General features: G+C 72.3%; 26 protein-coding genes and 1 pseudogene. 11 read left to right on the forward strand and 16 right to left on the reverse strand.

Going from position 1 to position 26,053, the window contains the following annotated elements; genetic code table 11:
* Positions 1-115: 115 nt before the first annotated feature.
* Both ACIBK5_RS22930 and ACIBK5_RS22935 read right to left on the reverse strand, forming a co-directional pair.
* The gene (locus ACIBK5_RS22930; protein WP_399021892.1) at positions 116-2,020 is read right to left on the reverse strand and encodes a hypothetical protein; all 1,905 of its coding nucleotides are present in this window, start codon (positions 2,018-2,020) and stop codon (positions 116-118) included.
* Positions 2,021-2,128: 108 nt separating this feature from the next.
* Complete coding sequence (locus ACIBK5_RS22935) at positions 2,129-3,964, reverse strand: ABC transporter ATP-binding protein (protein ID WP_399021894.1); 1,836 nt, start codon at positions 3,962-3,964, stop codon at positions 2,129-2,131.
* 74 nt (positions 3,965-4,038) lie between these two features.
* Between ACIBK5_RS22935 and ACIBK5_RS22940 the strand changes: the two genes are divergently transcribed.
* From ACIBK5_RS22940 to ACIBK5_RS22950, 3 genes are all read left to right on the forward strand, one after another.
* On the forward strand, positions 4,039-4,614 hold the full coding sequence (locus ACIBK5_RS22940; RefSeq protein ID WP_399021896.1) for a TetR/AcrR family transcriptional regulator: 576 nt from the start codon (positions 4,039-4,041) through the stop codon (positions 4,612-4,614).
* Between the two features lie 162 nt (positions 4,615-4,776).
* Positions 4,777-6,174: a glycoside hydrolase family 43 protein gene (locus tag ACIBK5_RS22945; protein ID WP_399021898.1), complete on the forward strand. Its 1,398-nt coding sequence runs from the start codon at positions 4,777-4,779 to the stop codon at positions 6,172-6,174.
* A 291-nt stretch (positions 6,175-6,465) separates the two neighbouring features.
* Positions 6,466-6,828 carry a DUF1304 domain-containing protein gene (locus ACIBK5_RS22950; RefSeq protein WP_399021900.1) on the forward strand — a complete coding sequence of 121 codons (363 nt, stop codon included), beginning with the start codon at positions 6,466-6,468 and terminating at the stop codon, positions 6,826-6,828.
* 31 nt (positions 6,829-6,859) lie between these two features.
* Here ACIBK5_RS22950 and ACIBK5_RS22955 read toward each other — a convergent pair whose 3' ends face one another.
* Complete coding sequence (locus ACIBK5_RS22955) at positions 6,860-7,273, reverse strand: DUF5994 family protein (protein WP_399021902.1); 414 nt, start codon at positions 7,271-7,273, stop codon at positions 6,860-6,862.
* Between the two features lie 148 nt (positions 7,274-7,421).
* Positions 7,422-8,273: a hypothetical protein gene (locus tag ACIBK5_RS22960; RefSeq protein WP_399021904.1), complete on the reverse strand. Its 852-nt coding sequence runs from the start codon at positions 8,271-8,273 to the stop codon at positions 7,422-7,424.
* A gap of 128 nt (positions 8,274-8,401) precedes the next feature.
* On the opposite strand from ACIBK5_RS22960, the gene ACIBK5_RS22965 reads away from it, so the two are divergent.
* Together ACIBK5_RS22965 and ACIBK5_RS22970 are read left to right on the forward strand one after the other, a co-directional pair.
* On the forward strand, positions 8,402-8,776 hold the full coding sequence (locus tag ACIBK5_RS22965) for a DUF6479 family protein (protein WP_399021906.1): 375 nt from the start codon (positions 8,402-8,404) through the stop codon (positions 8,774-8,776).
* A 1-nt stretch (position 8,777) separates the two neighbouring features.
* Entirely contained in the window at positions 8,778-9,269 is a 492-nt protein-coding gene (locus ACIBK5_RS22970; protein WP_399021908.1) for a hypothetical protein, read from the forward strand.
* Here ACIBK5_RS22970 and ACIBK5_RS22975 read toward each other — a convergent pair.
* Positions 9,263-9,994 carry a carboxypeptidase regulatory-like domain-containing protein gene (locus tag ACIBK5_RS22975; RefSeq protein ID WP_399021910.1) on the reverse strand — a complete coding sequence of 244 codons (732 nt, stop codon included), beginning with the start codon at positions 9,992-9,994 and terminating at the stop codon, positions 9,263-9,265. The genes ACIBK5_RS22970 and ACIBK5_RS22975 overlap by 7 nt on opposite strands.
* A 268-nt stretch (positions 9,995-10,262) precedes the next feature.
* Positions 10,263-11,927, reverse strand: a complete 1,665-nt coding sequence (locus tag ACIBK5_RS22980; RefSeq protein ID WP_399021912.1) for an alpha-amylase family glycosyl hydrolase — start codon at positions 11,925-11,927, stop codon at positions 10,263-10,265.
* Between the two features lie 306 nt (positions 11,928-12,233).
* Here ACIBK5_RS22980 and ACIBK5_RS22985 point away from each other — a divergent pair, with 306 nt between their 5' ends.
* Positions 12,234-13,181: an LAETG motif-containing sortase-dependent surface protein gene (locus ACIBK5_RS22985; RefSeq protein ID WP_399021914.1), complete on the forward strand. Its 948-nt coding sequence runs from the start codon at positions 12,234-12,236 to the stop codon at positions 13,179-13,181.
* A 108-nt stretch (positions 13,182-13,289) separates the two neighbouring features.
* Here the strand turns inward: ACIBK5_RS22985 and ACIBK5_RS22990 are convergent, their stop codons facing one another.
* Complete coding sequence (locus ACIBK5_RS22990) at positions 13,290-13,787, reverse strand: DUF2975 domain-containing protein (protein ID WP_399021916.1); 498 nt, start codon at positions 13,785-13,787, stop codon at positions 13,290-13,292.
* Between the two features lie 59 nt (positions 13,788-13,846).
* On the reverse strand, positions 13,847-14,803 hold the full coding sequence (locus ACIBK5_RS22995; protein WP_399021918.1) for a nucleoside hydrolase: 957 nt from the start codon (positions 14,801-14,803) through the stop codon (positions 13,847-13,849).
* 187 nt (positions 14,804-14,990) lie between these two features.
* On the opposite strand from ACIBK5_RS22995, the gene ACIBK5_RS23000 reads away from it, so the two are divergent.
* Complete coding sequence (locus tag ACIBK5_RS23000) at positions 14,991-15,548, forward strand: pyridoxamine 5'-phosphate oxidase family protein (RefSeq protein ID WP_399021919.1); 558 nt, start codon at positions 14,991-14,993, stop codon at positions 15,546-15,548.
* A 10-nt stretch (positions 15,549-15,558) separates the two neighbouring features.
* Here ACIBK5_RS23000 and thrS read toward each other — a convergent pair whose 3' ends face one another.
* On the reverse strand, positions 15,559-16,779 hold the full coding sequence (gene thrS / locus ACIBK5_RS23005) for a threonine--tRNA ligase (protein ID WP_399021921.1): 1,221 nt from the start codon (positions 16,777-16,779) through the stop codon (positions 15,559-15,561).
* Positions 16,780-17,174: 395 nt separating this feature from the next.
* Here thrS and ACIBK5_RS23010 point away from each other — a divergent pair, with 395 nt between their 5' ends.
* Positions 17,175-17,960 carry a hypothetical protein gene (locus tag ACIBK5_RS23010; protein WP_399021924.1) on the forward strand — a complete coding sequence of 262 codons (786 nt, stop codon included), beginning with the start codon at positions 17,175-17,177 and terminating at the stop codon, positions 17,958-17,960.
* Between the two features lie 122 nt (positions 17,961-18,082).
* On the opposite strand, the gene ACIBK5_RS23015 is transcribed toward ACIBK5_RS23010, so the two are convergent.
* The 4 genes from ACIBK5_RS23015 to ACIBK5_RS23030 all read right to left on the reverse strand — a co-directional run bounded on the left by ACIBK5_RS23015 (position 18,083) and on the right by ACIBK5_RS23030 (position 22,318).
* On the reverse strand, positions 18,083-18,859 hold the full coding sequence (locus ACIBK5_RS23015; RefSeq protein ID WP_399022439.1) for a GAF and ANTAR domain-containing protein: 777 nt from the start codon (positions 18,857-18,859) through the stop codon (positions 18,083-18,085).
* A gap of 125 nt (positions 18,860-18,984) precedes the next feature.
* Positions 18,985-19,827 (reverse strand): TIGR03943 family putative permease subunit, encoded by an 843-nt coding sequence (locus ACIBK5_RS23020; protein WP_399022441.1) that lies wholly within the window; start codon positions 19,825-19,827, stop codon positions 18,985-18,987.
* Positions 19,824-20,834 (reverse strand): permease, encoded by a 1,011-nt coding sequence (locus tag ACIBK5_RS23025; protein ID WP_399021926.1) that lies wholly within the window; start codon positions 20,832-20,834, stop codon positions 19,824-19,826. The genes ACIBK5_RS23020 and ACIBK5_RS23025 overlap by 4 nt, the downstream gene beginning before the upstream one ends.
* Before the next feature lie 134 nt (positions 20,835-20,968).
* Entirely contained in the window at positions 20,969-22,318 is a 1,350-nt protein-coding gene (locus ACIBK5_RS23030; RefSeq protein WP_399021928.1) for a helix-turn-helix domain-containing protein, read from the reverse strand.
* Between the two features lie 128 nt (positions 22,319-22,446).
* Here ACIBK5_RS23030 and ACIBK5_RS23035 point away from each other — a divergent pair, with 128 nt between their 5' ends.
* Positions 22,447-22,599, forward strand: a complete 153-nt coding sequence (locus ACIBK5_RS23035; protein WP_391113877.1) for a hypothetical protein — start codon at positions 22,447-22,449, stop codon at positions 22,597-22,599.
* Positions 22,600-22,729: 130 nt separating this feature from the next.
* A pseudogene (locus ACIBK5_RS23040) lies at positions 22,730-23,761 on the forward strand (YncE family protein); the annotation flags it as partial.
* Here the strand turns inward: ACIBK5_RS23040 and ACIBK5_RS23045 are convergent.
* Both ACIBK5_RS23045 and ACIBK5_RS23050 read right to left on the reverse strand, forming a co-directional pair.
* The gene (locus tag ACIBK5_RS23045) at positions 23,725-23,928 is read right to left on the reverse strand and encodes a DUF397 domain-containing protein (RefSeq protein ID WP_399021930.1); all 204 of its coding nucleotides are present in this window, start codon (positions 23,926-23,928) and stop codon (positions 23,725-23,727) included. The pseudogene ACIBK5_RS23040 and the gene ACIBK5_RS23045 overlap by 37 nt on opposite strands.
* Positions 23,888-24,736: a Scr1 family TA system antitoxin-like transcriptional regulator gene (locus tag ACIBK5_RS23050; RefSeq protein ID WP_399021932.1), complete on the reverse strand. Its 849-nt coding sequence runs from the start codon at positions 24,734-24,736 to the stop codon at positions 23,888-23,890. Before ACIBK5_RS23050 ends, ACIBK5_RS23045 begins: the two co-directional genes overlap by 41 nt.
* An 86-nt stretch (positions 24,737-24,822) precedes the next feature.
* On the opposite strand from ACIBK5_RS23050, the gene ACIBK5_RS23055 reads away from it, so the two are divergent.
* The gene (locus ACIBK5_RS23055; RefSeq protein ID WP_399021933.1) at positions 24,823-25,275 is read left to right on the forward strand and encodes an ATP-binding protein; all 453 of its coding nucleotides are present in this window, start codon (positions 24,823-24,825) and stop codon (positions 25,273-25,275) included.
* Positions 25,276-25,474: 199 nt separating this feature from the next.
* Here ACIBK5_RS23055 and ACIBK5_RS23060 read toward each other — a convergent pair whose 3' ends face one another.
* Complete coding sequence (locus ACIBK5_RS23060) at positions 25,475-25,960, reverse strand: hypothetical protein (protein ID WP_399021935.1); 486 nt, start codon at positions 25,958-25,960, stop codon at positions 25,475-25,477.
* Positions 25,961-26,053: the final 93 nt, after the last annotated feature.

Consider the following 26,053-nt stretch of genomic DNA (forward strand, 5'->3'; position numbering starts at 1 on the left):
CCTCATCCGCCACTTCTCTCACGCCCGAAACGGCGACCGCCCGCACCCCGTGATGGGATGCGGGCAGTCGTGACGGCCAGGTGCCGGGCTCAGTCGTGACGGCCTGGTGCCGGGCTCAGTCGCGCGAGCGGAGCTTCAGCCGCGGGGCGAGCCGGAACGCCGCGAAGCCTGCCGTGGCCAGGGCCGCGGCCGCCGCGAGCAGGAGGCCGATGCCGCCCGCCCCGGTCGACGCGAGGCTGCCGCCGTCGAGGTTCGTCGAGGTGCCGCCGCCCGTGGTCGTGCCGCTGCCACCGGTCGTCCCGGACTCGCTCGCGCTGGGCGAGGGGCTCGGGTCGGCCGAGGGACTCGGGTCGGCCGTCGGGCTCGGGTCGGTCGTCGGGCTCGGGGAGGGCGAGCCGGTCCCGTCACCGGCGACGACCTCGACCGCGAACTGGGTCATGGCGTCACCGACCGACGCGGCGACGGTGTACGTGCCCGTGCCCTCGCCGGCGGTCAGGTCCGGGGCCGCGGCCCGGCCCGAGTCGTCGGTCTTGACGCGGACGACCTGGTCCTCGCCGCCGAAGCGGGGAGCGTCCTCGCTGCCGTCCTCGACCCGGAACTCCACCTCCGTGCCGGCGCCCACGAACTTGCCCGACTTGACCACCCTGGCGCGCAGCGCCTCGGCGAAGTCCTGGCCCTGTTCGGCCCGCTGGTCGTCGCCGTCGGCGACGCTCACGACGTACGGCGACTCCTTGACCCGCACGGTGAAGGCCGTCGACACACCCTGGGTCTTCGCCCGGACGGTGAACTCGCCCTCCTTGGTGGTGCCCAGCCCGAGGATCGGGGACTGCGCCCGGCCCTGGGCGTCGGTCGGCACGACGGTCTCGTCGTCGTCCGGGCCGCCCGTGAGGTGGAAGAGGGGCTTCAGACCGTCCGGGTCCTCGATCGTGAAGGTCACCGAGGTGTCGGCGACCGGCTTGCCGTCCTTGCCCCGGGCCACCACGGCCAGCGGGTCGACGCCGCCGCCCGGCTGGGCCGTCTGGCCGGTGCCGGAGACCTGCGTCAGCCGGTCGACCGTGGGGACCGACTGCCACTGGAGGACGATCCGGCCGGGACCGCCGGGGGCGTTGGCGCCGCCCGCGGCCACTCCGGAGTTGACCGGGTCGTCGGAGGGAGCCCAGAACGGGTCGGCCTTCTCCGGCGGCTTGACGCCGGTGCCGACGACCAGGCGGGCGTCGTCCACCCGGGCCGGTTCGGCGTAGCTGGAGCCGCCGCCACCGCTGCCGGTGGTGCCGTCGTTGCCGGTGGACGAGCCTGTCTCGGCGCCCGTGCCACCGCCACCGCCCGCGTAGCCGGCACCGCCGCCGCCACCGCCGTACCGGCCCGCGCCGCCGGCACCACCGGCACCGCCCTTGGCCTGGTCGGCGCCCGCCGCGCCGTTCCCGGTGCCCGCGCCGCCCTTGGCGCCGGTGGCGCCCTTGCCGCCGCGGCCCTTCTCGGAGGCGTCCTGGCCCGACTCGCCGCCGGCGACACCCGCCTGCGCGTAGGCCATGTCGCCACCACCACCGCCACCGCCGCCCGCGACGACCAGCGGCGCGCCCGCGCTCGTGCGGACGGCGCTGCTGTTCCCGCCGCGCTCGGCGCCGGTGGCACCCGCCTTCCCGCCGAGGGAGTCACCGAAGCGCGGCCCGGCGACAGCGAGGCTCAGTGCCTCCCCGGGCGTGACCTTCAGGGTGCCGCCGACGAAGCCGCCCGCACCGCCGCTCGCCATGGAGTTGCCGGTACCGCCCTCGCCCCAGACCCGCACGTTCAGCTGTGTCACACCCGACGGCACCTTGAACTCCTGCGCGCCCTCCGTCGGGACGAACAGGCGGCAACCGGAGAAGCTCCCGGTCGGCGCGCACGCCTTCCCGGCGGGGACGGCGGCACCTGCGGCCGAAACCCCCGTCAGAGCCGTTCCGCCGGTCACCGCCAGCAGGGTCAACGCGGCCGCGCCGCGCCGGAATCCGGCGCGGCGCAGCGCGGCGGGATCGTGATGCATCAAGAGAACTCCCCGACTTGTCACAAGCTCCCCCCCTGGGAGCCATGAAATGCTCGATCAAAATCGAACAAGACCAGTGAGACAGCTGATCAAACCTGGGGCTACTGGTCAACCGAGAATGGTCGGTTCCGGACAGTCGGCGGGGGCCGCGATGCGCAGGGCCTCCACCAGCTCCCGGTACAGCGCGTCCGTGGCGAGCAGTTCCCCGTGGCCGCCCCGGGCGCGGACCCGGCCCGCCTCCATCACCACGATGGTGTCCGCGTCGATGACGGTCGACAGCCGGTGGGCGATCGTGACCACGGCACCCGTGGCCGCGCGGGCGCGGACGCAGCTCTGGACGGCGGCCTCGGTCAGCCCGTCGAGCTGGGCCGTCGCCTCGTCCAGGAGCAGCACGTCCGGTGTGCGCAACAGGGCCCGGGCCAGGGCGATGCGCTGCCGCTCGCCGCCCGAGACGGCCGCGCCGGACAGGGGCGTGTCGAGTCCGTCGTCCAGGGCGTCGACCTTCTCGGCCAGCCGTACCTCGTGCAGGACGTGCCGTAGTTGCGCGTCCGTCGCGTCGGGGCGGGAGAGCAGCAGGTTGTCGCGGATCGTGCCGGGCACGACCGGGGTGTCCTGCTCGACGTACGCCAGGCGCGACCGGATCGTGTCGTGGCTGTGGTCGCGGTAGGGGCGGCCGTCCAGGAGCAGTTCGCCGCCGGTCGGCTCCAGGAAGCGCAGCACGAGGGAGAAGAGGGTCGTCTTGCCCGCGCCCGAGGGCCCGACGATCGCGGTGTGTCCGCGCCGCGGGATGACCAGGTCGACGCCGCGCACGGCCGGTTTCGCGTCCGGGCCGTAGGCCGCGGTGACACCCCTCAGTTCCAGTACGGGGGTGTCGTGGACGGTCGCCTTGCCCGCGACGGCCTCCCGCACCGGACCCTCATGAACCGGGCCCTCATGAACCGGGTCCTCATGAACCGCCCGCTCCTCCGACTCCAGGTCGTCCGTCTCCCGGATCCGCTCCGCCGCGGCGATCCCCGACTGGAGCGCGGTGACGTTCTGGCTGAGTTCGCTGATCGGGTCCATCAGCCCGAACGCGTAGAGCAGGAACGCGATGAGGCTGGAGACTCCGAGGTCTCCCTCGGCGACCCGCCAGGCACCCACGCCCAGGACCAGGATGATCGCCAGCTGGATGCCGGCCAGCGCGATCGTCCAGGCCAGGGCCTCGCGGCGATTCGCGCGGACGCCGTGCTCGGCGGAGACCCGCGCGTCGGCCATGATGCGCTCGGCCGTGCGGTCCTCGGCCCGGCCGGCCTTCACCGTGCGGATCGCGCGCAGCGCGCCCTCCAGATTGCCGCCGAGCCGTCCGAGGTGGTCCTGGGCGCGCTGCTGCGCGGTCGCGATCCCGGGCATGAGGAGGCCGAACAGGACGGCGACCACGGCTACCGCCGCCGCGACCGTGCCCAGCAGCACCAGGTCGAGGACGCCCATGAGGACCAGGGTCCCGAAGAGCATGACCACGGCGTTGATCAGGCCGACCGGGGCGCCGGTGGCGGCCTGGTGCAGCAGGACCGTGTCGGAGGTGACGCGGGTGACGAGTTCGCCGGGCGGGCGCCGGGTGACGGCGGGGACGGTGGCCCGCAGGAAACGCCGCACCATCGACTCACGGGCCCGGAGCACCACCCGCTCGCCCAGCGCGCCGAGCAGCGTCCACTGCCAGTACATGACGGCACTGCCGACCACCAGCAGGACCAGCAGGGCCACCAGCGGCCCCCGCAGCGAGTCCGAGCCGCCGAGCGCGTCGAGCACACCCTTCGTGACCATCGGCGTGGCCAGCCCCATCCCGGACCCCACCAGGGCGAGGACGAGGGCCAGGGCCAGGGAGCGCTGGTGCGGCCGGGCGAACGACCAGAGGATCCGCAGCCGCGGGACGGACACCTTGCGAGACGAACCTTCCGGGACAGTCATGACGCCGAGTGGAACATTCATGTTCCATAACGGTCAAGCGATTTTCATCATGGAAGACGCGCTACCGTATGCGCATGGTTGAGGAGCGGAGCGGGGCGGCCGAGAGTGGAACCCGGGCACGCACGCGGCGCGCCATCATCGACGCCGCCATCGGCCTGCTGGCCGGCGACTCGACCGCGTCACTCGGCGACGTCGCCGCGGCGGCGGGTGTGGGACGTACGACGGTCCACCGCTACTTCCCCGAGCGCTCCGACCTGCTCGCGGCCATCGGCACGGACGTCCTGGAGAAGGTCGCGGTGGCGACCGGGCGCGCCCGGCTCGACGACGGCCCGGCCGCCAAGGCCCTGGAGCGGCTCTGCCAGGAGTACTTCGAGCTCGGCGACGGCCTCACGCTGATGTTCGAGACGCCGCAGCTGGCGACCTGGTCGGGCTGGGACGAGGAGACCGCCGCCGACCAGCACTTCCTGCTCACGGTCCGGCGCGGGCACACGGACGGCAGCATCGACACCGAGCTGGACGACGAGTGGGTCCGCAACCTGGTCTGGTCGCTGCTGTACTCGGCCTGGGCGCACACCCGCACCGCGGGCGCCTCGAAGCACTCCGCCATGACGCTGTGCCTGCACACCCTGCGCAAGGCCATCGCCCCGTAGATCCGGCCCTGTCGGGGTTTTCTTCGTCGCGTCCGACTCATTGACGGCACACGGCCCCCAGCCCTACCGTCTGGCCGAATTGCCGAACTTGGTTCGCGATTTCGAACGAGCCGCGAGCCGACCCGCTGCACTCCGTACCCCCCGACGGAAGGCCGAGCCCCCATGACCTCCATCCCCCGCAGACCCTCCCGCCGCCATGTCCTCGGCATGGCCGCGACCGTGCCGCTCGCCCTCACTACCGACCTGGCCCTGGGCGCCGGTGGGGCCCAGGCGGCGACGGGGCCCGCGTACGTGATGGCCTCCTTCACCGAGTCCCCGAACGGGATCGGCACCGACTACGGCCTGCATCTCGCCGTCAGCCTCGACGGCCTGGAGTGGACACCGCTGAACCAGAACAGGCCGGTGGTCACGCCCACCCAGGGCGCCGGCGGCCTGCGCGACCCGTTCGTGCTGCGCAAGCAGGACGGCACGTTCGCCGTACTGGCCACCGACATCAAGGGCACCGACTGGAGCCGCAACAGCCAGTACATCCACGTCTGGGACTCCGCCGACCTGCGCTCCCTCACCGGCTACCGCCTGCTGAAGCTGCACGACATGACCACCCACAGCTGGGCCCCGGAGGCCTTCTGGGACGCCTCGCGCGGGCAGTACGGGATCGTCTACTCGTCGGTCAACGGCAGCGGCCACAACGTGCTGATGGTCAACTACACGACCGACTTCCGTACGGTGTCCGCCCCGCAGGTCTTCTTCGACCCCGGCTACGACGTGATCGACGGCAGCTTCGCCCTCGGCGTCGGCGGCACGAACTACATGTACTTCAAGGACAGTTCGAAGCAGACCCTGGTCGGCGCCCGGTCCGCGACCCTCGCCCCGGGCAGCTGGCAGGTCTTCAGCACGCCGGTGGCCCACGGCGGCACCGAGGCGCCGATCCTCGTACGGTCGCAGCAGACCGGCACCTGGTACCTCTGGGGCGACACCTACACGCCCAACGGTGTCTTCTACGCCTGGCAGACCACCGACCTGGCCTCCGGCACCTGGACGCCGGCCGACCAGCGCCGCTACACCCAGCCGGTGAACTCCAAGCACGGCAGCATCGCGCCGCTCACGGGCACGCAGTACGACAACCTCCTCGCGCGCTGGGGAGCCCCGGCCTGGAACCGGCTGAAGTCGTACAACCACCCGGACCGCTACGTCCGTCACGCCGGTTTCGCGGGCCGCATCGACCCCTACCCCTTCGACCCGTACACCGACTCCCAGTGGAAGCTCGTCCCCGGCCTCGCCGACGCGTCAGGCGTGTCCTTCCAGTCGGTCAACTACCCGGAGCGGTATCTGCGGCACTACGACTACGCGCTGCGGCTCGACGTCAACGACGGCACCTCGACGTTCGCCGGGGACGCCACCTTCCACAAGGTCGCCGGGCTCGCGGACGCCGGCTGGGCGTCGTTCCGCTCGTACAACAACCCGACGCGCTACATCCGCCACTCCGGCTACGCCCTGCGCGTCGACCCCGTCTCCACGGCCACGGACCGCGCCGACGCGACGTTCCGCGTCGGCTACTGACACCCGGTCGGGCGGGAAGGCGGAAAGCCGGGCCGGGCTCCCGAGCGGCACACGCGGGGACGCGTCGGCCCGGACCGGCCTTCCACTGCCCGCAATCTGCCACCCGCCCCCGCCCGCCGCCTCCCGGGGAGACCCGAACGAGGACGGCGGGGCGGGGCACGGCGAGGGGCGAGGACGGCGGGGCGGGGGACGGCGGAGTGAGGGGCCCAGGCGAGGACGGCGGAGCGGGGCACGGCGAGGGACGAGGACGGCGGGGCGAGGACTCCGGATCGCGCCTGGGATGATGCGTGCATGTCGACCCTCGCCACCCTCGCGGTGCTGGCTCTCGCCGCCCTCCACGCCTACATCCTGGTGCTGGAGATGTTCCTGTGGACCACTCCACGGGCCCGCGCCGCCTTCGGCACCACCGCCGAGTTCGCGGCGGAGACGAAGGCCCTGGCCGCCAACCAGGGCCTGTACAACGGCTTCCTCGCGGCGGGCCTGCTGTGGGGCGCGGTGGCGTCCGACCCGGTGGGCTTCCAGGTCTCGGTGTTCTTCCTGGTGTGCGTGGCGGTCGCGGGCGCCTACGGCGCGGCCACCGCCAGCCGGAAGATCCTCTTCGTGCAGACCGTCCCGGCGCTGATCGCCCTCGCTCTGGTACTGCTCGCGCACTGAGCGGCGGGTCCGGGCGTCACGCGACCCGGCCTCACGCGCCCTGCGTGACGGCCCGCTCCATGAGCAGGTCCGCCTCCGCCCGGGCCGTCGCGGGCGGCACCACCAGCAGGTCGTAGCGGCCCCGGCCGAGCGCGAGCAGACAGACGGTGGGAGGGGCGGTGGGCGAGTCGGTGCGACCCACGTGCACCGTGCACCCGGCGACGACCATCCGCTCCGGGCAGTCCTGCCAGGTGTCCCCGTGGACCAGGACGCTGCTGATCCGCCCCCAGGCGCGCGGCAGCACACCCAGCAGTCCGGTCAGCTCCTGCGCCAGGTCGTCCGTGCGGGGCCACCACGCCCCGTCGATCCGGCGTGCCGTACGGCCGAAACGCGACGGCTCGGCGAGCCGCAGCCGGACGTCCCGCGGTGCGGGGAGCGGCGGCGGGGACGAGGAGGCGGAGGTCATCGGGGCTCCTGCTGCGAACGGGGGAACGGCGGGTATCGGGGCCAGGAGACCGTTCAGCCACCGGTTGCGGCATACCCCCGGTTCCTCCACCGTACGCCGCGGGGCGGTGCGAGGGCCGGGGCCGCCCGCACCACCCGCCGGGTTCCGGTCAGAGACCGTAGCGGTTCTTCAGATGGCGCCAGAAGTCACGCGCCATCCACTTGTCGAACTCGGTGATCTGCGTGGCGCTGCCCGCCTTCATCAGGAAGCAGCACTGGCCGGTCGGCGACCAGTCGTAGAAGTCGTCGAGGCCGAAGGTGTGGCCGACCTCGTGCAGGTAGATGTGGATGTTCTCCTGGTTCAGGGCGCCGGTGAAGTACTCCTGGCCCATGCGCTGGCCCCAGTCGCCGCCCGCGCCGCCGCCGAAGCCCTTGGTCAGCCACAGCGACTGGTCGTAGTGGCGGGCGGCCCCGCCGGGACACTTCGAGTAGTTGCCGTCCTGGTGGAAGAAGCGGCCGCAGTCCGGGGCGCACTGCGGGGCGCCGCCGCCGTCGAGGTTGCCGGCGTAGATGTCCACGGAGTTGTCGGTCCACTGGAGGGTGGAGCGGTTCTTCACCGCCCAGCCGACGATGTTGACCGGGACGTTGGTGTACGGCCAGGCGTTGTGCCCCTTGCCGTTCTCGGTCATGGCCGCCATCCACTTGCCGAACTGCTTCTTCAGTGCCGCGTGGATCCGGTCGCGCAGGGCGGCGCTGACCGGGGCGTCGGACTCCCAGCGGACGCAGTAGTTGACGCTGCCCCGGTTGGCCATGACCTGGTCCCAGCCGTAGTTCCGGAAGCCGTACAGGTTCGGGTAGGTCGTCTCGACGTGCCGCCAGACCTCGTTCAGGGGCTGGACGAGGTTCGCGGGCGGGCTCCACTCGTCGGCGGCCTGCGCCTTGCCGTTCGCCATGCCGGGGGTGGCGAAGACCGCGGCTAACACGGCGAGCACGGTGATCAGGCGCGCGAGCTGTCTGCGCATGGTGATCTCCCTCGTGTGGGGGACGGGGTATCACCGTCAGGTCGTCACCGGAGGCGCAGAGGTTGCCCAGCTATTTGCCGACGGACATTCCGGGCGCTTTATGGCAATCCGTCGGCGATACTCGGAGTATGAAAACGGCCACGTATGAACTGCTGGCGGCGTCGTCGGATCACGCGATCGCCGTGACCATCGCCTTCGTCTGCGGGCTGATCGTGGCCTGCGCGCTGATCTGGGGCGTTCGGGTCGGGATGCGGGTCATGGACAAGGACACCCATCACCCCGGTCCGGAGGAACAGCCACATGTCCCGGACGGCGGGCCGGTCCACGAGATGCGCGAGCGGCGGGAGCCCGACGACGTGCCGATCATGACGCCGGACGGCAAGCGGCTCCTGCCCCATGAGCTCCACCACGCGAGCACCAGGACGGGCAAGGACCAGAAACCGCGCCGTTGGTCGCCCGGATCGAGCGGGTCCTTCGGCGGCGGCGGCCTCGGACGTACGTGACATGACCGCCCGCCATCGGACGCGCTGGGCGACGGGCGGGGCGGCGCTGGCGCTCGCCCTGGCCGCCGCGCTCACCGGCTGCAACGGCGGCTACGACAGCCCCACGGACACCGCGAGCAAGGCGGAGTCGGCGGTCGGGTCGATCGCCTCGGGGGCCTCCGAGGCGGTCGAGTCGGCCACGGCGGAGGCCCAGCGCCGGCTGGACGACATCCAGGACGGCATCGACGTCAAGGGCGACGCGAAGGTCGGCACACCCACCGTCGGCTCCGACGGCCGGGCGCGTGCCGAGGTCACCGTGCGCAACACCGACGACTCGGCCCGGTCCTTCGCGGTCCAGGTGAACTTCACCGACGCCGGGGGCGGGCTGGTGGACACGGTCATCGTCACGGTGGACAACGTGCAGGCGGGCCACTCCGCCACGGCCACCGCCCGCGGTACGCACGACGTGTCCGGCGACGTCCGGGCCGAGGTGGCCCGGGCCGTGCGCTACTGACCCGCGCCGGACTCCCGCACCGCGATGTCGATCTGCTCGCTCATCGCGCTCACCCCGTTCAGGGTGGCGACCGCCTGGAGCCGGTTGGCGCCCCCCGGAAGGGCCGGGGCCGGGGTGCACGCCCAGGTGCCGTCGCGGGCGGCGGTGGTCGCGCAGGCCTCTCGTTCGTCCTTGTCACGGACGGTGACCTTGGCGCCCGGGTGCGCCTTGCCGGCGATCTCCGGCCGGGCGGGCAGCGGTACGCCGGACAGCGGACGGGTCAGCGTCGGCCCGGCCAGGCCCACGGTGACCGCACACCGGCCGGCTGCCCGCCGCACCCCGCGCGCGTCGGTGACCCGCAGTTCACAGCCCCGCAGCCGCGTGCCGGGCACGGCGTCCGCGGGCACCGCCAGCACGAAGGGAAAGCTACGCCCCCGCCACGCCTGCCCCGCCGCGTCACCGGTGACGGTGTACGTCCCGCTACGACCGTCCGCCGCGACCGCCCCGCGGTACCCGGACGCACCCAACGGCACACCCGTCACTCGAACCCCCCGCGGCGCAACCAACGTCAACGCGGCACCCGCCCCCTGATAACCCGCAACCTCGACAATGCCCTCCCGCCCGGGCGGAATGACGGCCACACCCCACAGGACACCGCCCTCGGCGACCGCGGTCGGCCCCGGCACCACGAGCACCCCCAGGACGACGGCCGTCGCCACGGCTGCGGTCTTCCTGTAGCTGGTCATCGCGGGCGAGGCTCCTGTCCGGCACACGGGCTGTCGAAGACACTCCGCCGACGATTCTCGCGACCGTTCCCACAGCCGGCACCCGCTGCTGGGCCGCACGGGTAGCCCCGCACCCCAAGGGGCGCGGGGAACTGCGCAACCAGCCACAACACAGCCGCAGCCAAACCACAACGGGACCACCCCCAAAGGGGCGCGGGGAACTGCGCGACCAGCCACAACGCAGCCGCAGACGAACCACGACCCACCCCGGCCCCACCCAGCGGAGCGCTCAGCGGCCGAGCCACACCGTCGTGTCCGGCCCGAGCCACCCACCGTCCTCAAGCGGCGCACTGCTCAGCAGCACCTCACCCGCCGGCAACGGCACCCCAGCACCCGACAGATTGGCCACACACCGCCACCCCTCACTCCGGTCGAACCGCAGCACACCGTCCGGCGCGTCCACCGCCCACGTCAGCTCCTCACCGGCGAGCAACTTGCGACGCAGACGCAGCGCCCTCCGGTACAGCTCCAGGGTGGAACCCTCCACCCCGTCCTGCGCCGAGACGGCATACGCGGCGAACCCCTCCGGCTGCGGCAGCCACGCACCCCCCGGCCCGAAGCCGTACGACGGCCCGTCCGCCGTCCACGGCAACGGCACCCGGCAGCCGTCGCGCCCCTTGCGGACATGCCCCGTCTGCTCCCAGATCGGATCCTGGAGCACCTCCGTGGGCAGGCCGGCGACCTCGGGCAGCCCGAGTTCCTCGCCCTGGTAGACGTACGCCGAGCCGGGCAGCGCCAGCATCAGCAGGGTGGCCGCCCGAGCCCGGCGCAGCCCGGCCGCCTCGTCGACGGCCGGGGCGTGACCGCCGGACAGGAGCCAGGCGTTGAGGTCGGTGCCGGGCGGCAGCATCAGCCGGGACGCGTGGCGCACGACGTCGTGGTTGGAGAGCACCCAGGTGGCCGAGGCCCCGGCGGCCCGGGCGGTCTCGAGCGAGTCGGAGATGACCTGCCGCAGCTCTTCGGCGTCCCAGCCGGCCTCCAGGTACTCGAAGTTGAAGGCCTGGCCCAGCTCGTCCGGACGGGCGTACAGCGCACGCCGGGCCCCCGGCACCCACGCCTCGGCGACGGCCATCCGCGGCGGACGGTAGGCGTCGAGGATCTTGCGCCAGTCGCGGTAGATCTCGTGCACGTCGTCACGGTCGTAGAGGGGGTGCGTGCCGGGCGGCAGTCCGGTGAGCGCCTCCTCGCCACCCGCCGCGTGCGCGCCGAGGTCGCGCAGGGGTTCGCTCAGGTCCTTGACGAGGGCGTGGGCGACGTCGATACGGAAGCCGTCGACCCCGCGGTCGGACCAGAAGCGCAGGGTGGTGCGGTAGTCGGCGCGGACCTCCTGGTTCTCCCAGTTGAGGTCGGGCTGCTCGGGGGCGAACAGGTGCAGGTACCACTGCCCGTCGGGGACGCGCTTCCAGGCGCTGCCGCCGAAGACGGACTGCCAGTCGCTGGGCGGGAGTTCGCCGTGCTCACCGCGGCCGTCGCGGAAGACGTAGCGGTCGCGGGCCGCCGAGCCGGGCCCGGCGGCGAGGGCCTCCTGGAACCACACGTGCCGGTGCGAGGAGTGGTTGGGCACGATGTCGACGATGACCTTCAGACCGAGGCGATGGGCCTCGGCGACCAGGGCGCCGAAGTCGTCGAGGGTGCCCAGGCGCGGGTCGACGTCCCGGGGGTCGGCGACGTCGTAGCCGCCGTCGGCGAGCTCGGACGGGTAGAAGGGGCTGAGCCACAGGGCGTCCACGCCCAGTGCGGCGAGATGGCCGAGGCGGCGGGTGATGCCGCGCAGGTCTCCGAGTCCGTCGCCGTCGGCGTCGGCGAAGCTGCGGGGATAGACCTGGTAGACGACGGCCTGCCGCCACCAGTCGGGATCCCGGGACGACAGGTCGAGAGTGGAGCGATCGGTCACGCGGTCTCCTTCGCAGGGCATACGGGCGACAGCATTGAATCTGTCCAGAATGCCGGAAAAAGGAAACATCGGGATGGTCGGAGTGATCCATTCCCGCTGTGATGAAAGTGTGATGAGGGAGTAACTCCCTTTACATACCCGCAGGTTGACAGCGTGCTGCGGCGCCGCCACGATGAGGTCGCACCGTGGCGCATGTGACCAATGAGCCCAGTGTTTCTCAGACCACTCACCCCGGTACGGCCGGCCGCCGCGTGCTGCCCTGCTGCCGTCACCCGGGTTCCGGCATACGCCAAGAAATGGGATCGCATGTCCATAGCGAGACGTGTCATCGCGCGACGCCTGCTGGGGACGGGCGCCGCGACCCTCGCCCTCTGCGCCGCCTCCGCCACCACCGCGTTCGCGCACGGGACGCCCGGTGGCGACGGCTGGTCGTCCGGCGGCAGCTACAAGCCCGGGACGGGCGCGGGGACGGAGACCGGCACCGACCGCTGCCAGTTCTCGCTCGACGGCACGAACTTCTACGACTCGGTGAAGGTCGACGACCAGAACCTGAAGCCCACCGACGACGGCAAGGTCCACATCAAGGTCCGCACCGCCGGTGACGCGGCGACCTGCACCGCCTCCCTCGCCTCCTACCTCGCCCACGGCGCGACCTTCGGCACCTCGGGCGAGCAGGTGTTCGTCGACTTCGACACGGTGACGGTCAAGCCGGGCGCCACCGAATCGCTCGACATCGCCATCCCGGACAAGGGCTGCTTCGGGCAGATCGACCTCTACCGGGGCGCGGTGAAGTTCGACGGCGAGCTGGACGCGAAGGACGGCTTCGAACACGGCGAGCTGCCCAAGGGCCCGGACCGCCCGGTCATCAAGGACAAGCTGATCGCGGCCTGGAACGGCGGCACGGAGGACTGCACGAAGACGCCCCCGCCGGCGGAGACCCAGCCCCCGTCCAGCCCGCCCGCGAGCCCCTCGGAGCCGCCGGCCGAGCAGTCGACGCCCCCGGCGTCCCCGTCCGAGCCCGCGGAGCCCTCGACCCCGCCGTCCTCCGACACGGACACGCCCACCCCGTCCGCCTCCGAGTCGACGCCCACCGCCCCCAAGCCGAACGGCGGTGGCGGCGACCTCGCCGAGACCGGCGCGAACAGCAGCACCGGCCCGATCGCCTTCGGCGCGGCGGCCCTGCTGGCGGGCGGCGCGGCCATGATGGTCGTCACCCGCCGCCGCACGGCCAAGCGCAACGCCTCCGGCGCCTGAGCCGGACGACCCCCACGCGCCTGAGCCAGGGCTCCCGCACCTGAGCCAGGCCCCCGCTCCCCGCCCTGCCGTCACCCCTCCAAGCCTGCGGCAGGGCGGGGTTCGTCGTCAGACGACCTCTGCCATCTCGCTCTGCAGACTGGTCGCCTTGCGCAGCAGACTCCGCATGACGACCATCAGCATCGCGAACGCCGCCCCCACGGCGACACCCGCCGTCGCGGCGGCCAGGGCGCTCTCGACGTCCATGCCGTCGTCGGGAGAGGGGATCTCGGCGACGGCCAGATGACCGGCGACCCCGAGCGCCAGGACGGTCGCCACGACCGAGGCGCCGATGATGACGTCGACCCAGCGGAAGGCCCGCGGCGTGAAGATCGCGTCCCGCTGCACCATCGTGAGCAGCATCCACACGGCGACGAGCGCGACCTGCACACAGACGACCCCCGCGATCGCCACGGCCGAGTAGGGCGTGGCGAACGGGGCGTAGGGCGGGAACCGGTCGACCTCGTCGGCCGCGGTCGTCGGTATGACCACGAACTGCCCGAAGAGCCCGACCAGGACGGCGAAGGCGACACCGGCCCGGAGTGCGACGATGAGGAAGCCATTCATTTATCGATTCTCGATCGGTATCGATCGAAAGTCAATCGATTCTTCTATGGCTTCCCGCTCTACAGCGTCTCCAGGTACAGGTTGACGTACCGCTCCACGTCCACATCCAACGCCACGTCCACCAGGGGCTGTTCGCGCACGCCCTCGTGGATCTCGGACTCGCCGGGGCGCGGACGGCGGTCGACGATCGTCTGGCCGCGGGAGGGACCCGGGGCGAGGACGACCTCGACGGGAAGGGCCTCGGTGGTGATGCCCTTCGGGTCGACGACCGCGCAGATCGCGCCCGCGTCGCCGAGGCCGCCCATGGGGGTGGGGTCACCGGAGGTGGCAGGGTCGCGGTGGGCGAGCAGCTCGCCGGCCAGCCGCAGACTCGGTTCCGCGCTGGTGCGCAGCCGCTGCACCTCCCCGGCGGGCACCAGGACCCGCTTGAACACGTCCAAGCCGTACATCGTGATCGGCACCCCCGCGGTGAGCAGGACCGCGGCGGCCTCCGGGTCGTGCCACACGTTGAACTCCGCGACCGGCGTGGCGTTCCCGGTCGCCACCGCGCCGCCCATGAACACGATCCGCTCGATGTTGCGGGTCACCTCGGGGTGCGTCCGCAGCAGCAGCGCGATGTTCGTCAGGGGCGCGGTGGGGATGAGCGTGACCGGTCGCGGCGAGGCGAGGATCTCGCGGCGCAGCAGCGTCACCGCGTCCACGTCGACCGGCACCCGGGTCGGCGCGGGCAGTCCCAGATCCCCCATGCCGTCCTGCCCGTGCACATGCCGCGCCGTCCGCACCGGCTCGATCAGCGGCCGCTCGGCACCCCGGGCCACGGGAATGTCCCCGGCACCGGCCACCTCCAGCACGGTCAGCGTGTTGCGGACGACCCCGTCCACGTCCGTGTTCCCGGCCACGCAGGTGATCGCGCGCACGTCGAGCGCCGGGTGCCGTACGGCGAACAGCAGGGCTAGGGCGTCGTCGACGCCGGTGTCACAGTCGATGATCACCGGGATGGGCTGACCGTCCGTCACGGCGAGGGCTCCTTCCACTGGTCCCGGGCTGGGCTCCGTACCAGCGACCCTACGCGCCCCTCGAACGGGCGAACCGACGCCGGGGCGCACACGGGAAGGACGTAGGGAGACCGCAGGGAAGACGACAGCTGAAGCAGCAGATGCAGCCGAAGCGGCAGAGACAGCAGAGGACGACAGGAGAGACGCCATGCCGGCACCGGGTCCCGCGCAGCAGCCCACCACCGAGCTCGACCCCCGTTACAGCTCCGCGCTCAACCCCCGCCCGGGTGCCTCGGGCGTCACCGCCACCGAGTGGGACGAGGCGCAGCGGCGGCTGGGGGCCGCCGAGATCTTCTGGGTGTCCACGGTCCGGCCCGACGGCAGGCTGCACGTCACGCCCGTCATCGCCGCCTGGCACCAAGGGGTGCTGTACTTCTCCACCGGCCGCCAGGAGCAGAAGGCGAAGAACCTCGCGCGGGACGCGCACTGCGCGCTGACCACCGGGGCGAACTCCCTCACCGAGGGCTTCGACCTGGTGGTCGAGGGCAGGGCGCGGCCGGTCACCGACCCGGCGCTGCTGGAGGAGGTGATCGCGGCGTACGAGGAGCAGTACGGGCCGCACATCACCTCCCCCGAGGGCACGTTCCACGGCATCGGGGACGCGTTCCGCAGCGGCGACGACATCGTGTACGCGGTCGCCCCGGACACGGCGTACGGCTTCGGGCGGGACAACGGCGTCTACTCCCATACGCGTTGGTCGTTCTGAGCCCGCCCTCCTACGACCGGTCCCACAGCTCGGTGCCGCGGGCGGCCACCCGCTCGGCGATCCGCCGCGGCAGTTCGGCGGCGGGGAGGGCGGGAGGCCGGCGTCCGTCCCGCAGGCGCGGGGCCACGAGGTCCGCCGCTGCCTCCCGCTGACCGATCACCGCCTGGTACGGGACCAGCCGGGCCGCCCGGACACGAGCGCCGAGGGTGCCCTGCTCGGGGCCCGCCACCTCGGCGCGCAGACCGAGTTCGCGGGCCCGGCGGGCGAGGGCGTGGGCGGCGTCCGCCTGCTCCTCCGCGACCGGCAGGACGACCAGCTGCACCGGCGCCAGCCACGCCGGGAACGCGCCCCCGTGGGTCTCCAGGAGGTGCGCCACCGCGCGTTCCACGCTGCCGATGATGCTGCGGTGCACCATGACCGGGCGGTGCTTCGCCCCGTCCGCGCCGATGTAGTGCAGATCGAAGCGCTCGGGCTGGTGGAAGTCGATCTGGACGGTGGACAGGGTGGACTCGCGGCCCGCCGGGTCGGTGATCTGCACGTCGATCTTGGGGCCGTAGAACGCCGCCTCGCCCTCGGCGGCCTCGTAGGGGACGCCGGAGCCGTCCAGGACCTCCCGGAGCAGGGCGGTGGCCCGCCGCCACAGCTCCGGATCGGCCACGTACTTGCCGCCCTCGCCGGGCAGCGAGAGACGGTGGCGGGAGGCGCGGATGCCCAGATCCTCGTAGGCACGGCCGATCAGCTCCAGCGCGGCCCGCGCCTCCTCGACGGCCTGCTCCAGGGTGCAGAAGATGTGCGCGTCGTTGAGGGTGATGGCCCGCACCCGGGTCAGCCCGCCGAGGACGCCGGACAGCTCCGAGCGGTACATGCCGCCCAACTCGGCCATGCGGAGGGGGAGTTCTCGGTAACTGTGGGAGCGGGAACGGTAGATGAGGGCGTGGTGGGGGCAGAGGCTGGGGCGCAGCAGGACCTGTTCCGCGCCCAGCTCCATCGGCGGGAACATGTCGTCGCCGTAGTGGTCCCAGTGGCCGGAGATCTCGTACAGCTCGCGTTTGCCGAGGGCGGGCGAGTACACGTGCCGGTAGCCGGCCCGCCGCTCCGCGTCCCGGATGTACTCCTCCAGGGTGTGCCGCACGATCGCCCCGTCGGGCAGCCAGTAGGGCAGCCCCGCGCCCATCAGCGGGTCGGTGTCGAAGAGGTCCAGTTCGCGGCCGAGGCGGCGGTGGTCGTGCATGGTGGTCTCCCTCGGGATCTTCGGGGTCTTCGGGGTCTTCGGGATCCGGGGCGAGCACCGCGCGACGAAGCCCCGGGGCACTCGCCCCGGGGCTTCGGACATCTGGGTCAGCTGTCAGCGCGCCGGGACACTCTCCGGCGTCGTCGTGAGAGACGGGAACGGCTGGGCGCGCTGCATGGGCGTGACGGTAACAGGGCGCCGGTGCCCGGGCGACGGATTTTCCGCCCCGGCGCCCCCGGCCCGGCACCAGCACCACCCGTCCTCACCCGAACAGCCCGTCGCACTGGTGTGCCGACCGTCGCGGTGGTGCCGTAGCCGTAGAGCAGAGACCCGATCTCGGAGAGCCCGCCCGCCAGAAGGCGCCTCCGCATCAGCCCCGTGCAGGAGGCCCCCCGATGACGCACCTTCCGGCCACCGTCCGTGCCCTCCTCGCCTCCGCGCTGTCCGTGACCGGACTGCTGGCCACGGCCGCCTGTTCCGTGGAGGAGCCGCGGCCCCGGTGGTTCTCGGCCTCCGCCCCCGCCACGGCCGTCTCGCCCGCCGGCGAGCAGCCCGCGGGCTCCGGGGCCGTGCTCACCGAGGCCCTGGTCCAGGCGGCGCTGATCACCGAGGCCGACCTGGGCGAGCCGTGGGGGCCGACCCGAGGTGCCAGGACCTGGCGGGACGGGCTGCTCAAGGCGACCACGGAGAAGCGGGACTGCCAGCGGCTGCTCGACGCCCTCTACGCCGAGGACCTCTTCGGCACCCCGAAGGGCGCGCACGCGGTGTCCGCGCTCGACGACGCCGACACCGACGCCCAGTTGCGCTACCAGGTCGCCGCCCACCGCCCGGCGGACGTCGACCGCGCCCTCGGCTGGATGAAGTCGCTGCCGCGCCTGTGCGGCCAGTTCGCGGCCGCGACCACACGCGGCGGCGTCCAGACCGTCGAGGTCAGCAAGATGCCGCTGCCTCCGGTGGGCGACGCCCGCCAGGCGCTGCGGGTGACGCTGGCCGGCGAGACGGAGGAGGGGGAGCTGACGTACCTGACCATGGATCTCGCCGCCGCGCGCGTCGGCGAGGAGGCCATCACCGTCACCAACGCCGGCCTGGACGAGGTGCACGCGGAGGTCACGCAGCAGACCGTGCAGCTCGGAGTGCAGCGGCTGACCGATCTCCGGAAGCAGGGCCGGGCGCAGATCTGACCGGCTCACCGGCCGGTCCACCGGCCGGTCCACCGGTCCACTGGTCGGTCCACCGTCCGGTCACCGGTCACCGGCCGGTCCTTGGTCGCTCCCTGGCCGGTCCCTGGCCGGTCCCTGGGGTCTCAGTCCCGTTCGAAGCGCGTGCGGTGGGCCAGCACGTCGCGTGCCACGTCGAGAGCGGTGCGCCCGCGCGCGAAGGCGTCCGCCCGCAGCCGCGCGAGCGCGTCGTCCGCGCCTACGCCGAGCTGCGCCATGATCATGCCGACGGCCTGGTAGACCTCGTCGTGGTCCGCGGCCAGCCCGCTCAGCCAGGCCTCCCCGTCCCGCGCCTCGGGCTCGTCCCCGCGCGCCAGCGCCGTCAGGGCCGCCGTCATGACACCGGCCACGAGCCGGGCCACCCGCAGCTGGCGGACGGTGAGCCCGCCCGGGCTGTCGCGGTACAGGTCGAGGGTGCCCACGTACACCGCCTCGCTGCCCAGCGGCACCGCGTACACCGCGCGCACCCCGGCCGCCGTCGCCTCCTGGGCGAAGACCGGCCAGCGTCCGGCGTCGCGGCCCGCCGCCAGGTCGCAGGCGAGCACGGGCGCGCCGGTCTCCACAGCGCTCCGGCAGGGGCCGTCGCCCAGCGTCGCCTGGAGCTGCGCCAGATGCGCGGCGCGCGCGTTGCTGGCACTGAGCTGCACGGGCATGCCGTCGCTGCGCAGCGACACGCTCGCGCCGGCCACCGGCAGCAGCTCGACCGCGACCTCGCACAGCCGCCCCGGAACCTCACCGGGCTCGGCACCGCGCACCCCCTTGGCGATCACGTCGGCGGCGTGGATCCCGTCCAGGTCCAGGTCACCACCGGTGCGACGAGGGTCGGGATCGCCGCCGGGGTCGTCCCTGGACCGCACGACAATCGCCTCCTCCTTCGATCACCCCGGCGGCCGGCACCCGCACGCTCCGAAGTCCTCCCGGACCTCCCGGAATCGACCTCCCGGAATGGTGCCCCGACTACCCGGCACAGATAGGGCGAAACACCCGCTCAGCGCTTCTCGTACGGGTTGTCCGGCTGCGTCACCCGCCGTACGGAGGTGACGTCGAGGACCGGCGGCCAGGCGGAGTCCGTGCCCAGCTCGCCTCTGGGATGCCAGGTGCCGGTGACCGTGACCCAGGTGTCGACGGGCGGGGCGTCGGCGCCGCGCACCTCGGCCTTGCCGGTCGTGGCGTCGGCGGCGCAGCAGGAGACGAGGAGTCGGGTGACGTACCAGGCGCCGTCGCCGTCGCCGTCGCGGGTGACGAAGCCGGTGAGCCGGACCGTGCGGCCCTTCAGCGAGCGGCTGCTGTCGTAGACCGCCCGGGAGCCGAACTCTCCGAGGGTGAGGTCGACGGGGTTCCCGGCCGGCAGCGCGGGGAAGCCGCCGACGCCCTGGGCCGCTCGCTGAGCCGCCTCGCGCTCCGCGCTGTAGGAACCGAGGGCGGGCGGCGGGAACAGCAGCAGGGCCAGGGCGGGCAGCGCGAGGAGCCATGCGACTCGGGGCCCGGCGGGGCCGTGGGCATGCCCGCCGTGCTCCTCGTGACCGCCGCACTCCTCGTGACCGCCGCACTCCTCATGGCCGCCGCACTCCTCATGGCCGCCGTGCTCCTCATGGCCGCCGTGCTCCTCATGGCCGCCGCACTCCTCGGACAGCTCCTCGCCCTGCTCTCCCGCGGTCCGCGTCACCACCCCCACCACCGCACCGAGCAGCACGAGCGCGACCCCCGACACCACCAGATACGGCCGCAACCCCGCCTGGACGTACCGCAGGTACAGCTCGCTGAAGAGCGACACCCGCAGGATCGCCGCGCCGACGAGGGCGAGCAGCACGGCCGGTCCGTAACGCCTCACAGCAGCCACCACCCCACCAGCACGCTGCTCGCCACGGCCACCACCCACGTCACGGACGAGAACCGCACCGCGAACGCCCGCCCGAACGTGCCCGTCTGGAGGGCGATCAGCTTCAGGTCCACCATCGGCCCGACCACCATGAAGGCCAGCCGCGCGGTGGGCGAGAAGCCGCTCAGCGACGCCGCCACGAACGCGTCGGCCTCACTGCACACGCACAGCACGACCGCCAGCACGGCGAGCAGCAGCACCGACAGCCAGGCCGACCCCGTGAACACCTCCAGCAGCGACCTCGGCACGACGATGTTGAAGGTCGCCGCGGCCGCCGCCCCGAGCACCAGGAAACCGCCCGCGTGCAGGAAGTCGTGCTGGAGCCCGGAGACGAAGGCGCGCGGACCGCTGCCCGGCGCATGACCACCGCCACTCCGCTTCGGCGGCCGCAGCCACTCCTCCCGCCCGAACCGCGCCCACAGCCAGCCCATCACCACGGCCGTGGTGAGCGAGGCGACCAGCCGCCCGAGGACCATCTCCGGCTGCCCGGGGAAGGCGATCGAGGTCGCCACCAGCACGACGGGGTTGATCGCGGGCGCCGACAGCAGGAAGGCGAGCGCGGCGGCCGGGGCGACGCCCCGCCGCATCAGGCTGCCCGCCACCGGCACGGACGCGCACTCACAGCCGGGCAGTACCACCCCCGCCGCCCCCGCGACCGGCACGGCGAGCGCCGTACGGCGGGGCAGCAGCCGCTGGAACACCCGCTCGGGCACGAACGCGCCGATGGCCGCCGACACGACCGTGCCCAGCAGCAGGAAGGGCACGCCCTGGACGGCGATCGCGGTGAACACCGTCCACCAGGCCGCGACCGGCGGGGTGTAGAGATCGAGGGCGAGCAGGGGCCCGAGCACGGACGCCACCGTCACGATGGCGATCAGCGCGGCGCCGCCGAGGACGGTGTACACGAGGGCGCGCAGGCCCACCTGTAGCCCATAGACCACAGTCCGCTGATTCGCCACGTGCCCCGCCCCGGTCGCTCACATCCCGGAAGGAGGCTAACCCGCACGACTGTGCGAAGTCCGTGTTTCCTCACAGCGGAGGCTGTGCGAGGTGGGGGCTCCTCACAGCGGAGGCTGGGCGGGGTGGGGGCTCCTCAGAGCGGAGGCTGGGCGGGCGCGGGTCCGAGGGTGGTCGTACCGGGGGCCGTACGGTGACCGAGCCCGGTCCGGTACGCGTCCAGCGCCGCCTCCACCCGCCCGGTCCGCCGCAGCAGATCGCCCAGCAGACGGCACAGGTCGGCCAGGTCACCGGCCGCACCGGCCCGCTCCAGCAGGCTCAAGGCCCGGACATAGTGCTCCTCGGCGTCCTCGGCCCGGCGGGAGTCCTCGGCGATGATGCCGAGCAGCCGGTGCGCGGCGGCGGAGTGGACGGCGCCACGCTCGGAGGACAGGTCGTCGAGGACCCCGTGCAGCAGGGCGGCGGCCTCGTCGGACTTGCCGCGCCGATGGAGCACATCGGCCAGTTCGACGGCGACCTGGCTGCTGTAGAGGGCGGCACGCTTGGCCGACAGCATGCCGAGGGCCTCCCTCAACTCACCCTCCGCCCGCTCGAGTTGCCCGTCCTGGGCGTACACATAGCCGCGCATCCAGTGGCAGTTGGCGAGTTCGGTGCGGATCTGCAGGCCCCGGTACAGCTCGGCGGCCTTGGCCAGCGAGGCGTCGGCCTCGGCGAGGCGGCCCTCGGCGACCAGGGTGCGGGCGACGGACCGGTGCATACGGGCGACCAGGGCCGGATCGCCGGACTGCGGGGCGAGCGCGAGCGCGAACTCGGCCGCCTGCGCGGCGCGGGCATGCGCGCCCATGTCCATATAGGGCCCGATGGCGCTGGCGTAGAGCAGCAGCAGGGCGTCTGGATCGTGCAGTCCGCCGCGGTTCAGCTCGTCGAGGGCGGACTCCAGCAGATAGACGGCGTACCGCAGCTCACCGGCGAGATAGTGCGCGACGGCCCGGCCGCGCAGGGCCGGTACCCGGGCGGGCAGCGGAGCCCCGGCGAGACAGGCCTCGGCCCGCTCGAAGTACTGCCGCCCGGCCACCAGCTCGCCCGTCTCCACCGCACACTCGCCGAGCCCGAGCAACGCGGCGGCCTGTTCCGCGGCCAGCCCGTGCGTCTCGGCCTCCGCGAGCAGCCCGGCGTACTGCTCCGCCACCGCCGCCGCCTCGGCCTCGCCGACGGCGAAGGTCCGCTGGGCCTCGGTCAGCCGCAGCCGCAGCTCGGTCACGAGCCGCGCCGAACGCCCGGTGGCCAGCTCGTCGAAGGCGACGCCCAGCCGCTCGGCGAGATGCCGCAGAGCGTCGTCGGAGGGCCGCACCCGGCCCGACTCCAGAGTGGAGACATATGCGGGCGTGTACACAGGTTCCGCCAATTGCCGCTGTGTCATTCCCCGTTCGACACGCAACCGCTGCACCCGGCGCCCGATCGTCCCCGGATCATCACGCTCCCCCACGCCAACTCCCCCTGACCCTCTTGCCGTTCGCCCTGAACAGCCCCTAGGTTAAACGGAGTGTTAAGCCGATTTGTCGAACATGCTTAATACGCCGCCACCGTAGCCACCGCCCCCGTTGCGAGGTCGCCGTGCTGAGCCGCACACGCACCGCCGAGCGCTACACCAGAGGCCTCACCGCGGCCGTCATCGCCGTCGCGACACTGCTGCTCGCGGCGAACGCGGGGCCGGCGAGAGCGGACGAACCCCGGCAGGACCAGCGGACCGTCGCCGACGCCCGCTGACGTCCCACCGCACTCACCTCTCGCACGGCACTTTCGCGCCACCGTCCTGCTTCCCGGCCCACGTCTGTCAGTGGGGTGTTCTAGCCTGCGCGGGCTGATCACTTCTTTCGTTCCGGGAGGTTCGAATACCGTGCACAGACGTACTCTCACGGTCGCGACGGCGCTCGCGGTCCTCTTATGCGCCGGGTCGGCGGCGGCAGCGGACTCCAGCGCGATCCTGCCCCTGAAGTCGACCGGCGACATGGTCGTCGACGGGGTCCACCAGCGCGTCTTCGTCAGCGATCCGACGGCCGGCCAGGTCGTCGTCACGGACTACGCGGGCACGGTCGTCGGCACCGTGGGCTCGCTGCCCGGCGTCCGCGGCCTGGAGCTGTCGCCCGACTCCGGAACCCTGTACGCGGCCGTGCACGACGCCGACGCCGTCGTGGCGATCGACACGGCGACCGCGACCGAGTCCCGCCGCTACTCCACGGGCGCGGGCGCCGGCCCGGCCCACGTCGCCCTGGCCGGCGGCAAGCTGTGGTTCAGCTACGGCTCCTCCGGCGACGGCAACGTCGGCTCGCTCGACCCGAGCGCCACCGACCCGGGCGTCACCCTGGGCCAGGACACGCACCGCACCTTCTACGAGGCCCCGATCCTGGACGCCTCCGCGAGCGCCCCGGGCACGCTCGTCGCGGGCGCGCCGGGGCAGAGCCCGGTCGAACTCGCCGTGTACGACGTCTCCTCCGGCACGGCGAGCCGTACGGCGTACGCCTTCGACCCGGGCGCCACCGGCGGCGGCAACCTCCAGGATCTCGCGGTCACCCCGGACGGCCAGGACGTCGTCACGGCCAGCGGCGCCCCGTACTACCAGGCGGTCTACAAGGTCACGGACCTGTCCGCGAACGGCAGGTACGACACCAACACCTACCCGAACGCGGTGGACATCGCCCCGAACGGCGACGTCGCGGCGGGCACGGACTCCTCGCACGACCCGGACGTGCACGTCTTCGAGCAGGGCGTCTCGACACCGGTGCGGCAGTACGAGCTCTCCGGCGACGACTCCGGCCTCCTGGCACCGGCGGGCCTCGCCTGGGCACCGGACGCGAGCAGGCTGTTCGCGATCTCGGAGAACGACAGCGACGTCTACACGCTGCGCGTCTTCGACGCCGCGACGAAGGCGGAGTAGACCTCCGGAGAGACGGTGAGCATGCCGGCCTCGGGGTTCTTGGAGTCACGAACACCGACGCCGGGCCCGAGGTCGGCGACCTCCACGCACTCGCCGCCGCTGCTCCCGCTGTACGACGACCTACGCCATTGCGCGCGCGTCAGATCCAGGCTGCTCCCCATAGCGTTCCTCCATCACGCGAGCGATCAGGGCCGCCGATTCCCTCTCCGAGAGGGCGTCGGCCTGAAGGCGAGCGTAACCGACCGAACGCTCCCTGATTACGTCAGGATTGGCCGTCATATGGCCCTGGTCGTAGCTCTCGCTGTAGTGGATTTCCGGGTCGTCATCGAACCGGAGGAGCGTGAACGAGCCCATCATCCCCGCATGCTGGCCGGCCAAGAACGGCAGGATCTGGAGATGGGTCCACGGTTGCCCGAAGAGGCCCAACAGATGGTCGAGTTGGTCTCGCATGACCTCGCGGCCGCCGATCTGCCGGTACAGGGCAGCCTCGTCCAGCACCGTCCACAGCACCGGGGGCCGATCACGCCCCAGGGCGTGCTGGCGCTCCATGCGGGCCGCCACCATGTCGTCCAGCTTGTCCGTCTGGTCGATACCGAGAACGGCCCGCGCGTATGCCTCCGTCTGAAGAAGCCCGTACACCAACTGGCACTGATACGTGGAGATGTACGACGCCCGCGCTTCCAACTCCGCGAACTGTTGGAACCACGTCGGCAACTGGCTCCGCAACACCAACCCCACGAGCCTCGAAAAGCACCCGTCCGTCATCAGTGCCGCATCCGCCCGCTCCGCGAACTCCCTGGTCGGGACCTTGTGGGCTGTCTCGATCTGGCCGACAAGGGAGCCCGTGCAGAAGATGCAGTCGCCGAGCTCCTTCTGGGAGAGCCCCGCGCTCTCGCGGTAGCGGCGGAGTTCGGAGCCGAAGTAGTCCAGCGGTGAGGCGGTGGGGTCGAGGCGGCGGATGTTGGGCATAGAGTGGTCACCCCCAGGTCAGAACGCGGCGCGGCGTTCATTTCGGTCCGTTGCCGAGCGTAGTCACTCGACTCCAACCTGGAGGTATGGATCACGCAACCCATCAGCCCTGGCCAGGACTTGGCTCCCCGGGTTCCCGGTACGGCACCGACTTCACCCTGGGTGAGCACAGCGCGCGGCATCTGCGCCGGATCCTCAGGGTGTATCTCAACGCCTGGGAGATGGCCGAACTCTGCGACCCGGCCGGCCTCGCTCTCACCGAACTCGTCGCCAACGTCGTACGCCACACGCCCGACCGGCGCGCCGCGGTGCTGATGACGCGGTGGCCGGACGGGCGTGGGGTGCGTGTGGAGGTGACGGACACCTGCCCGCGACCGCCGGTGTCCCCGGCCGTGGACGAACTCGCCGAGGGCGGACGCGGCGTGCTGATCGTCGACGCGGTCACGGACCGGTGGGGGTGGGATCCACTGCCCGACCGGCCCGGAAAAACCGTGTGGTTCGAATGTGATGTGAAGCCGGAGAAAGAACAGCGCGACTAGCGGGAATTCTCGCGGGCGCGAGAATCACGGATAAAGCGCCAACCGAAATAGAAAATCCCGAGAGCCCCTGCCGCCGCTCCGACGCCGCACATCACCGTCGCCCACACGGCCATGTCCCGTGTGAACCACAACAGGCTCACCACGACCAGGGCTACGGAGAACAGCAGGCGTTCTCCATGGCCCGGGCCGCGGCGGCCGGTCAGTCCCCGGTCGCCGTGCACTTGTAGGTCACACCCTTCATCCTGATGTCGCGGTACCCCACCTTCACGGTCGGGTTGGTGGGAGCGACATCCGTTCCGCCGCCACCGCCGGTGTTCTTCTTGCGGCAGTAGTAGCCGAGTGCGTCGAGCTTCTTGATGTCGCTCATGGCCTGGTACTTCTTGTAGGACTTGATCATGGCCGCTCGCTTCTCCGCGGGGGTGGCCTCCTTCGCCTTCGTGTAGGCGTAGCACCCGATGCTGGCGCCGATCCCGACCCACGAGGCACCCTTGGCCAGGGCCTTGGTGAGGCCCCCCGCGCCGCTGCCGATCCCCAGGACCGCGCAGATCTCGTCCGCTCCGGCGCGAAGTTCCGGCTGGGCCGGAGCCGCTTGTGCCGTCTGCGCTCCGGCGGCACACAGCGCGCCGGTCATGGCGAAGGCTATGACGGAAGAAATTCCCTTGCTTCGTACGCTCACGAAGTCCATCCCCGTTCCCCGTTTACTTCAATTGCATGGTCAGTGCGAAATTGAGGCTACCCACGGGGACACACGTAAGCAATGGAGGAGTTGTGAACATCA

It is taken from the genome of Streptomyces sp. NPDC050546 (assembly GCF_044457425.1).
Taxonomy (GTDB): domain Bacteria; phylum Actinomycetota; class Actinomycetes; order Streptomycetales; family Streptomycetaceae; genus Streptomyces.

What these genes read in the sequence shown, in the direction of transcription:
- ACIBK5_RS22930 (WP_399021892.1), bottom strand. Translation starts at nt 2,020, where the DNA reads ATGCATCACGATCCCGCCGCGCTGCGCCGCGCCGGATTCCGGCGCGGC.
- ACIBK5_RS22935 (WP_399021894.1), bottom strand. Translation starts at nt 3,964, where the DNA reads ATGACTGTCCCGGAAGGTTCGTCTCGCAAGGTGTCCGTCCCGCGGCTG.
- ACIBK5_RS22940 (WP_399021896.1), top strand. Translation starts at nt 4,039, where the DNA reads ATGGTTGAGGAGCGGAGCGGGGCGGCCGAGAGTGGAACCCGGGCACGC.
- ACIBK5_RS22945 (WP_399021898.1), top strand. Translation starts at nt 4,777, where the DNA reads ATGACCTCCATCCCCCGCAGACCCTCCCGCCGCCATGTCCTCGGCATG.
- ACIBK5_RS22950 (WP_399021900.1), top strand. Translation starts at nt 6,466, where the DNA reads ATGTCGACCCTCGCCACCCTCGCGGTGCTGGCTCTCGCCGCCCTCCAC.
- ACIBK5_RS22955 (WP_399021902.1), bottom strand. Translation starts at nt 7,273, where the DNA reads ATGACCTCCGCCTCCTCGTCCCCGCCGCCGCTCCCCGCACCGCGGGAC.
- ACIBK5_RS22960 (WP_399021904.1), bottom strand. Translation starts at nt 8,273, where the DNA reads ATGCGCAGACAGCTCGCGCGCCTGATCACCGTGCTCGCCGTGTTAGCC.
- ACIBK5_RS22965 (WP_399021906.1), top strand. Translation starts at nt 8,402, where the DNA reads ATGAAAACGGCCACGTATGAACTGCTGGCGGCGTCGTCGGATCACGCG.
- ACIBK5_RS22970 (WP_399021908.1), top strand. Translation starts at nt 8,778, where the DNA reads ATGACCGCCCGCCATCGGACGCGCTGGGCGACGGGCGGGGCGGCGCTG.
- ACIBK5_RS22975 (WP_399021910.1), bottom strand. Translation starts at nt 9,994, where the DNA reads ATGACCAGCTACAGGAAGACCGCAGCCGTGGCGACGGCCGTCGTCCTG.
- ACIBK5_RS22985 (WP_399021914.1), top strand. Translation starts at nt 12,234, where the DNA reads ATGTCCATAGCGAGACGTGTCATCGCGCGACGCCTGCTGGGGACGGGC.
- ACIBK5_RS22990 (WP_399021916.1), bottom strand. Translation starts at nt 13,787, where the DNA reads ATGAATGGCTTCCTCATCGTCGCACTCCGGGCCGGTGTCGCCTTCGCC.
- ACIBK5_RS23000 (WP_399021919.1), top strand. Translation starts at nt 14,991, where the DNA reads ATGCCGGCACCGGGTCCCGCGCAGCAGCCCACCACCGAGCTCGACCCC.
- thrS (WP_399021921.1), bottom strand. Translation starts at nt 16,779, where the DNA reads ATGCACGACCACCGCCGCCTCGGCCGCGAACTGGACCTCTTCGACACC.
- ACIBK5_RS23010 (WP_399021924.1), top strand. Translation starts at nt 17,175, where the DNA reads ATGACGCACCTTCCGGCCACCGTCCGTGCCCTCCTCGCCTCCGCGCTG.
- ACIBK5_RS23045 (WP_399021930.1), bottom strand. Translation starts at nt 23,928, where the DNA reads ATGGGGAGCAGCCTGGATCTGACGCGCGCGCAATGGCGTAGGTCGTCG.
- ACIBK5_RS23050 (WP_399021932.1), bottom strand. Translation starts at nt 24,736, where the DNA reads ATGCCCAACATCCGCCGCCTCGACCCCACCGCCTCACCGCTGGACTAC.
- ACIBK5_RS23055 (WP_399021933.1), top strand. Translation starts at nt 24,823, where the DNA reads ATGGATCACGCAACCCATCAGCCCTGGCCAGGACTTGGCTCCCCGGGT.
- ACIBK5_RS23060 (WP_399021935.1), bottom strand. Translation starts at nt 25,960, where the DNA reads ATGGACTTCGTGAGCGTACGAAGCAAGGGAATTTCTTCCGTCATAGCC.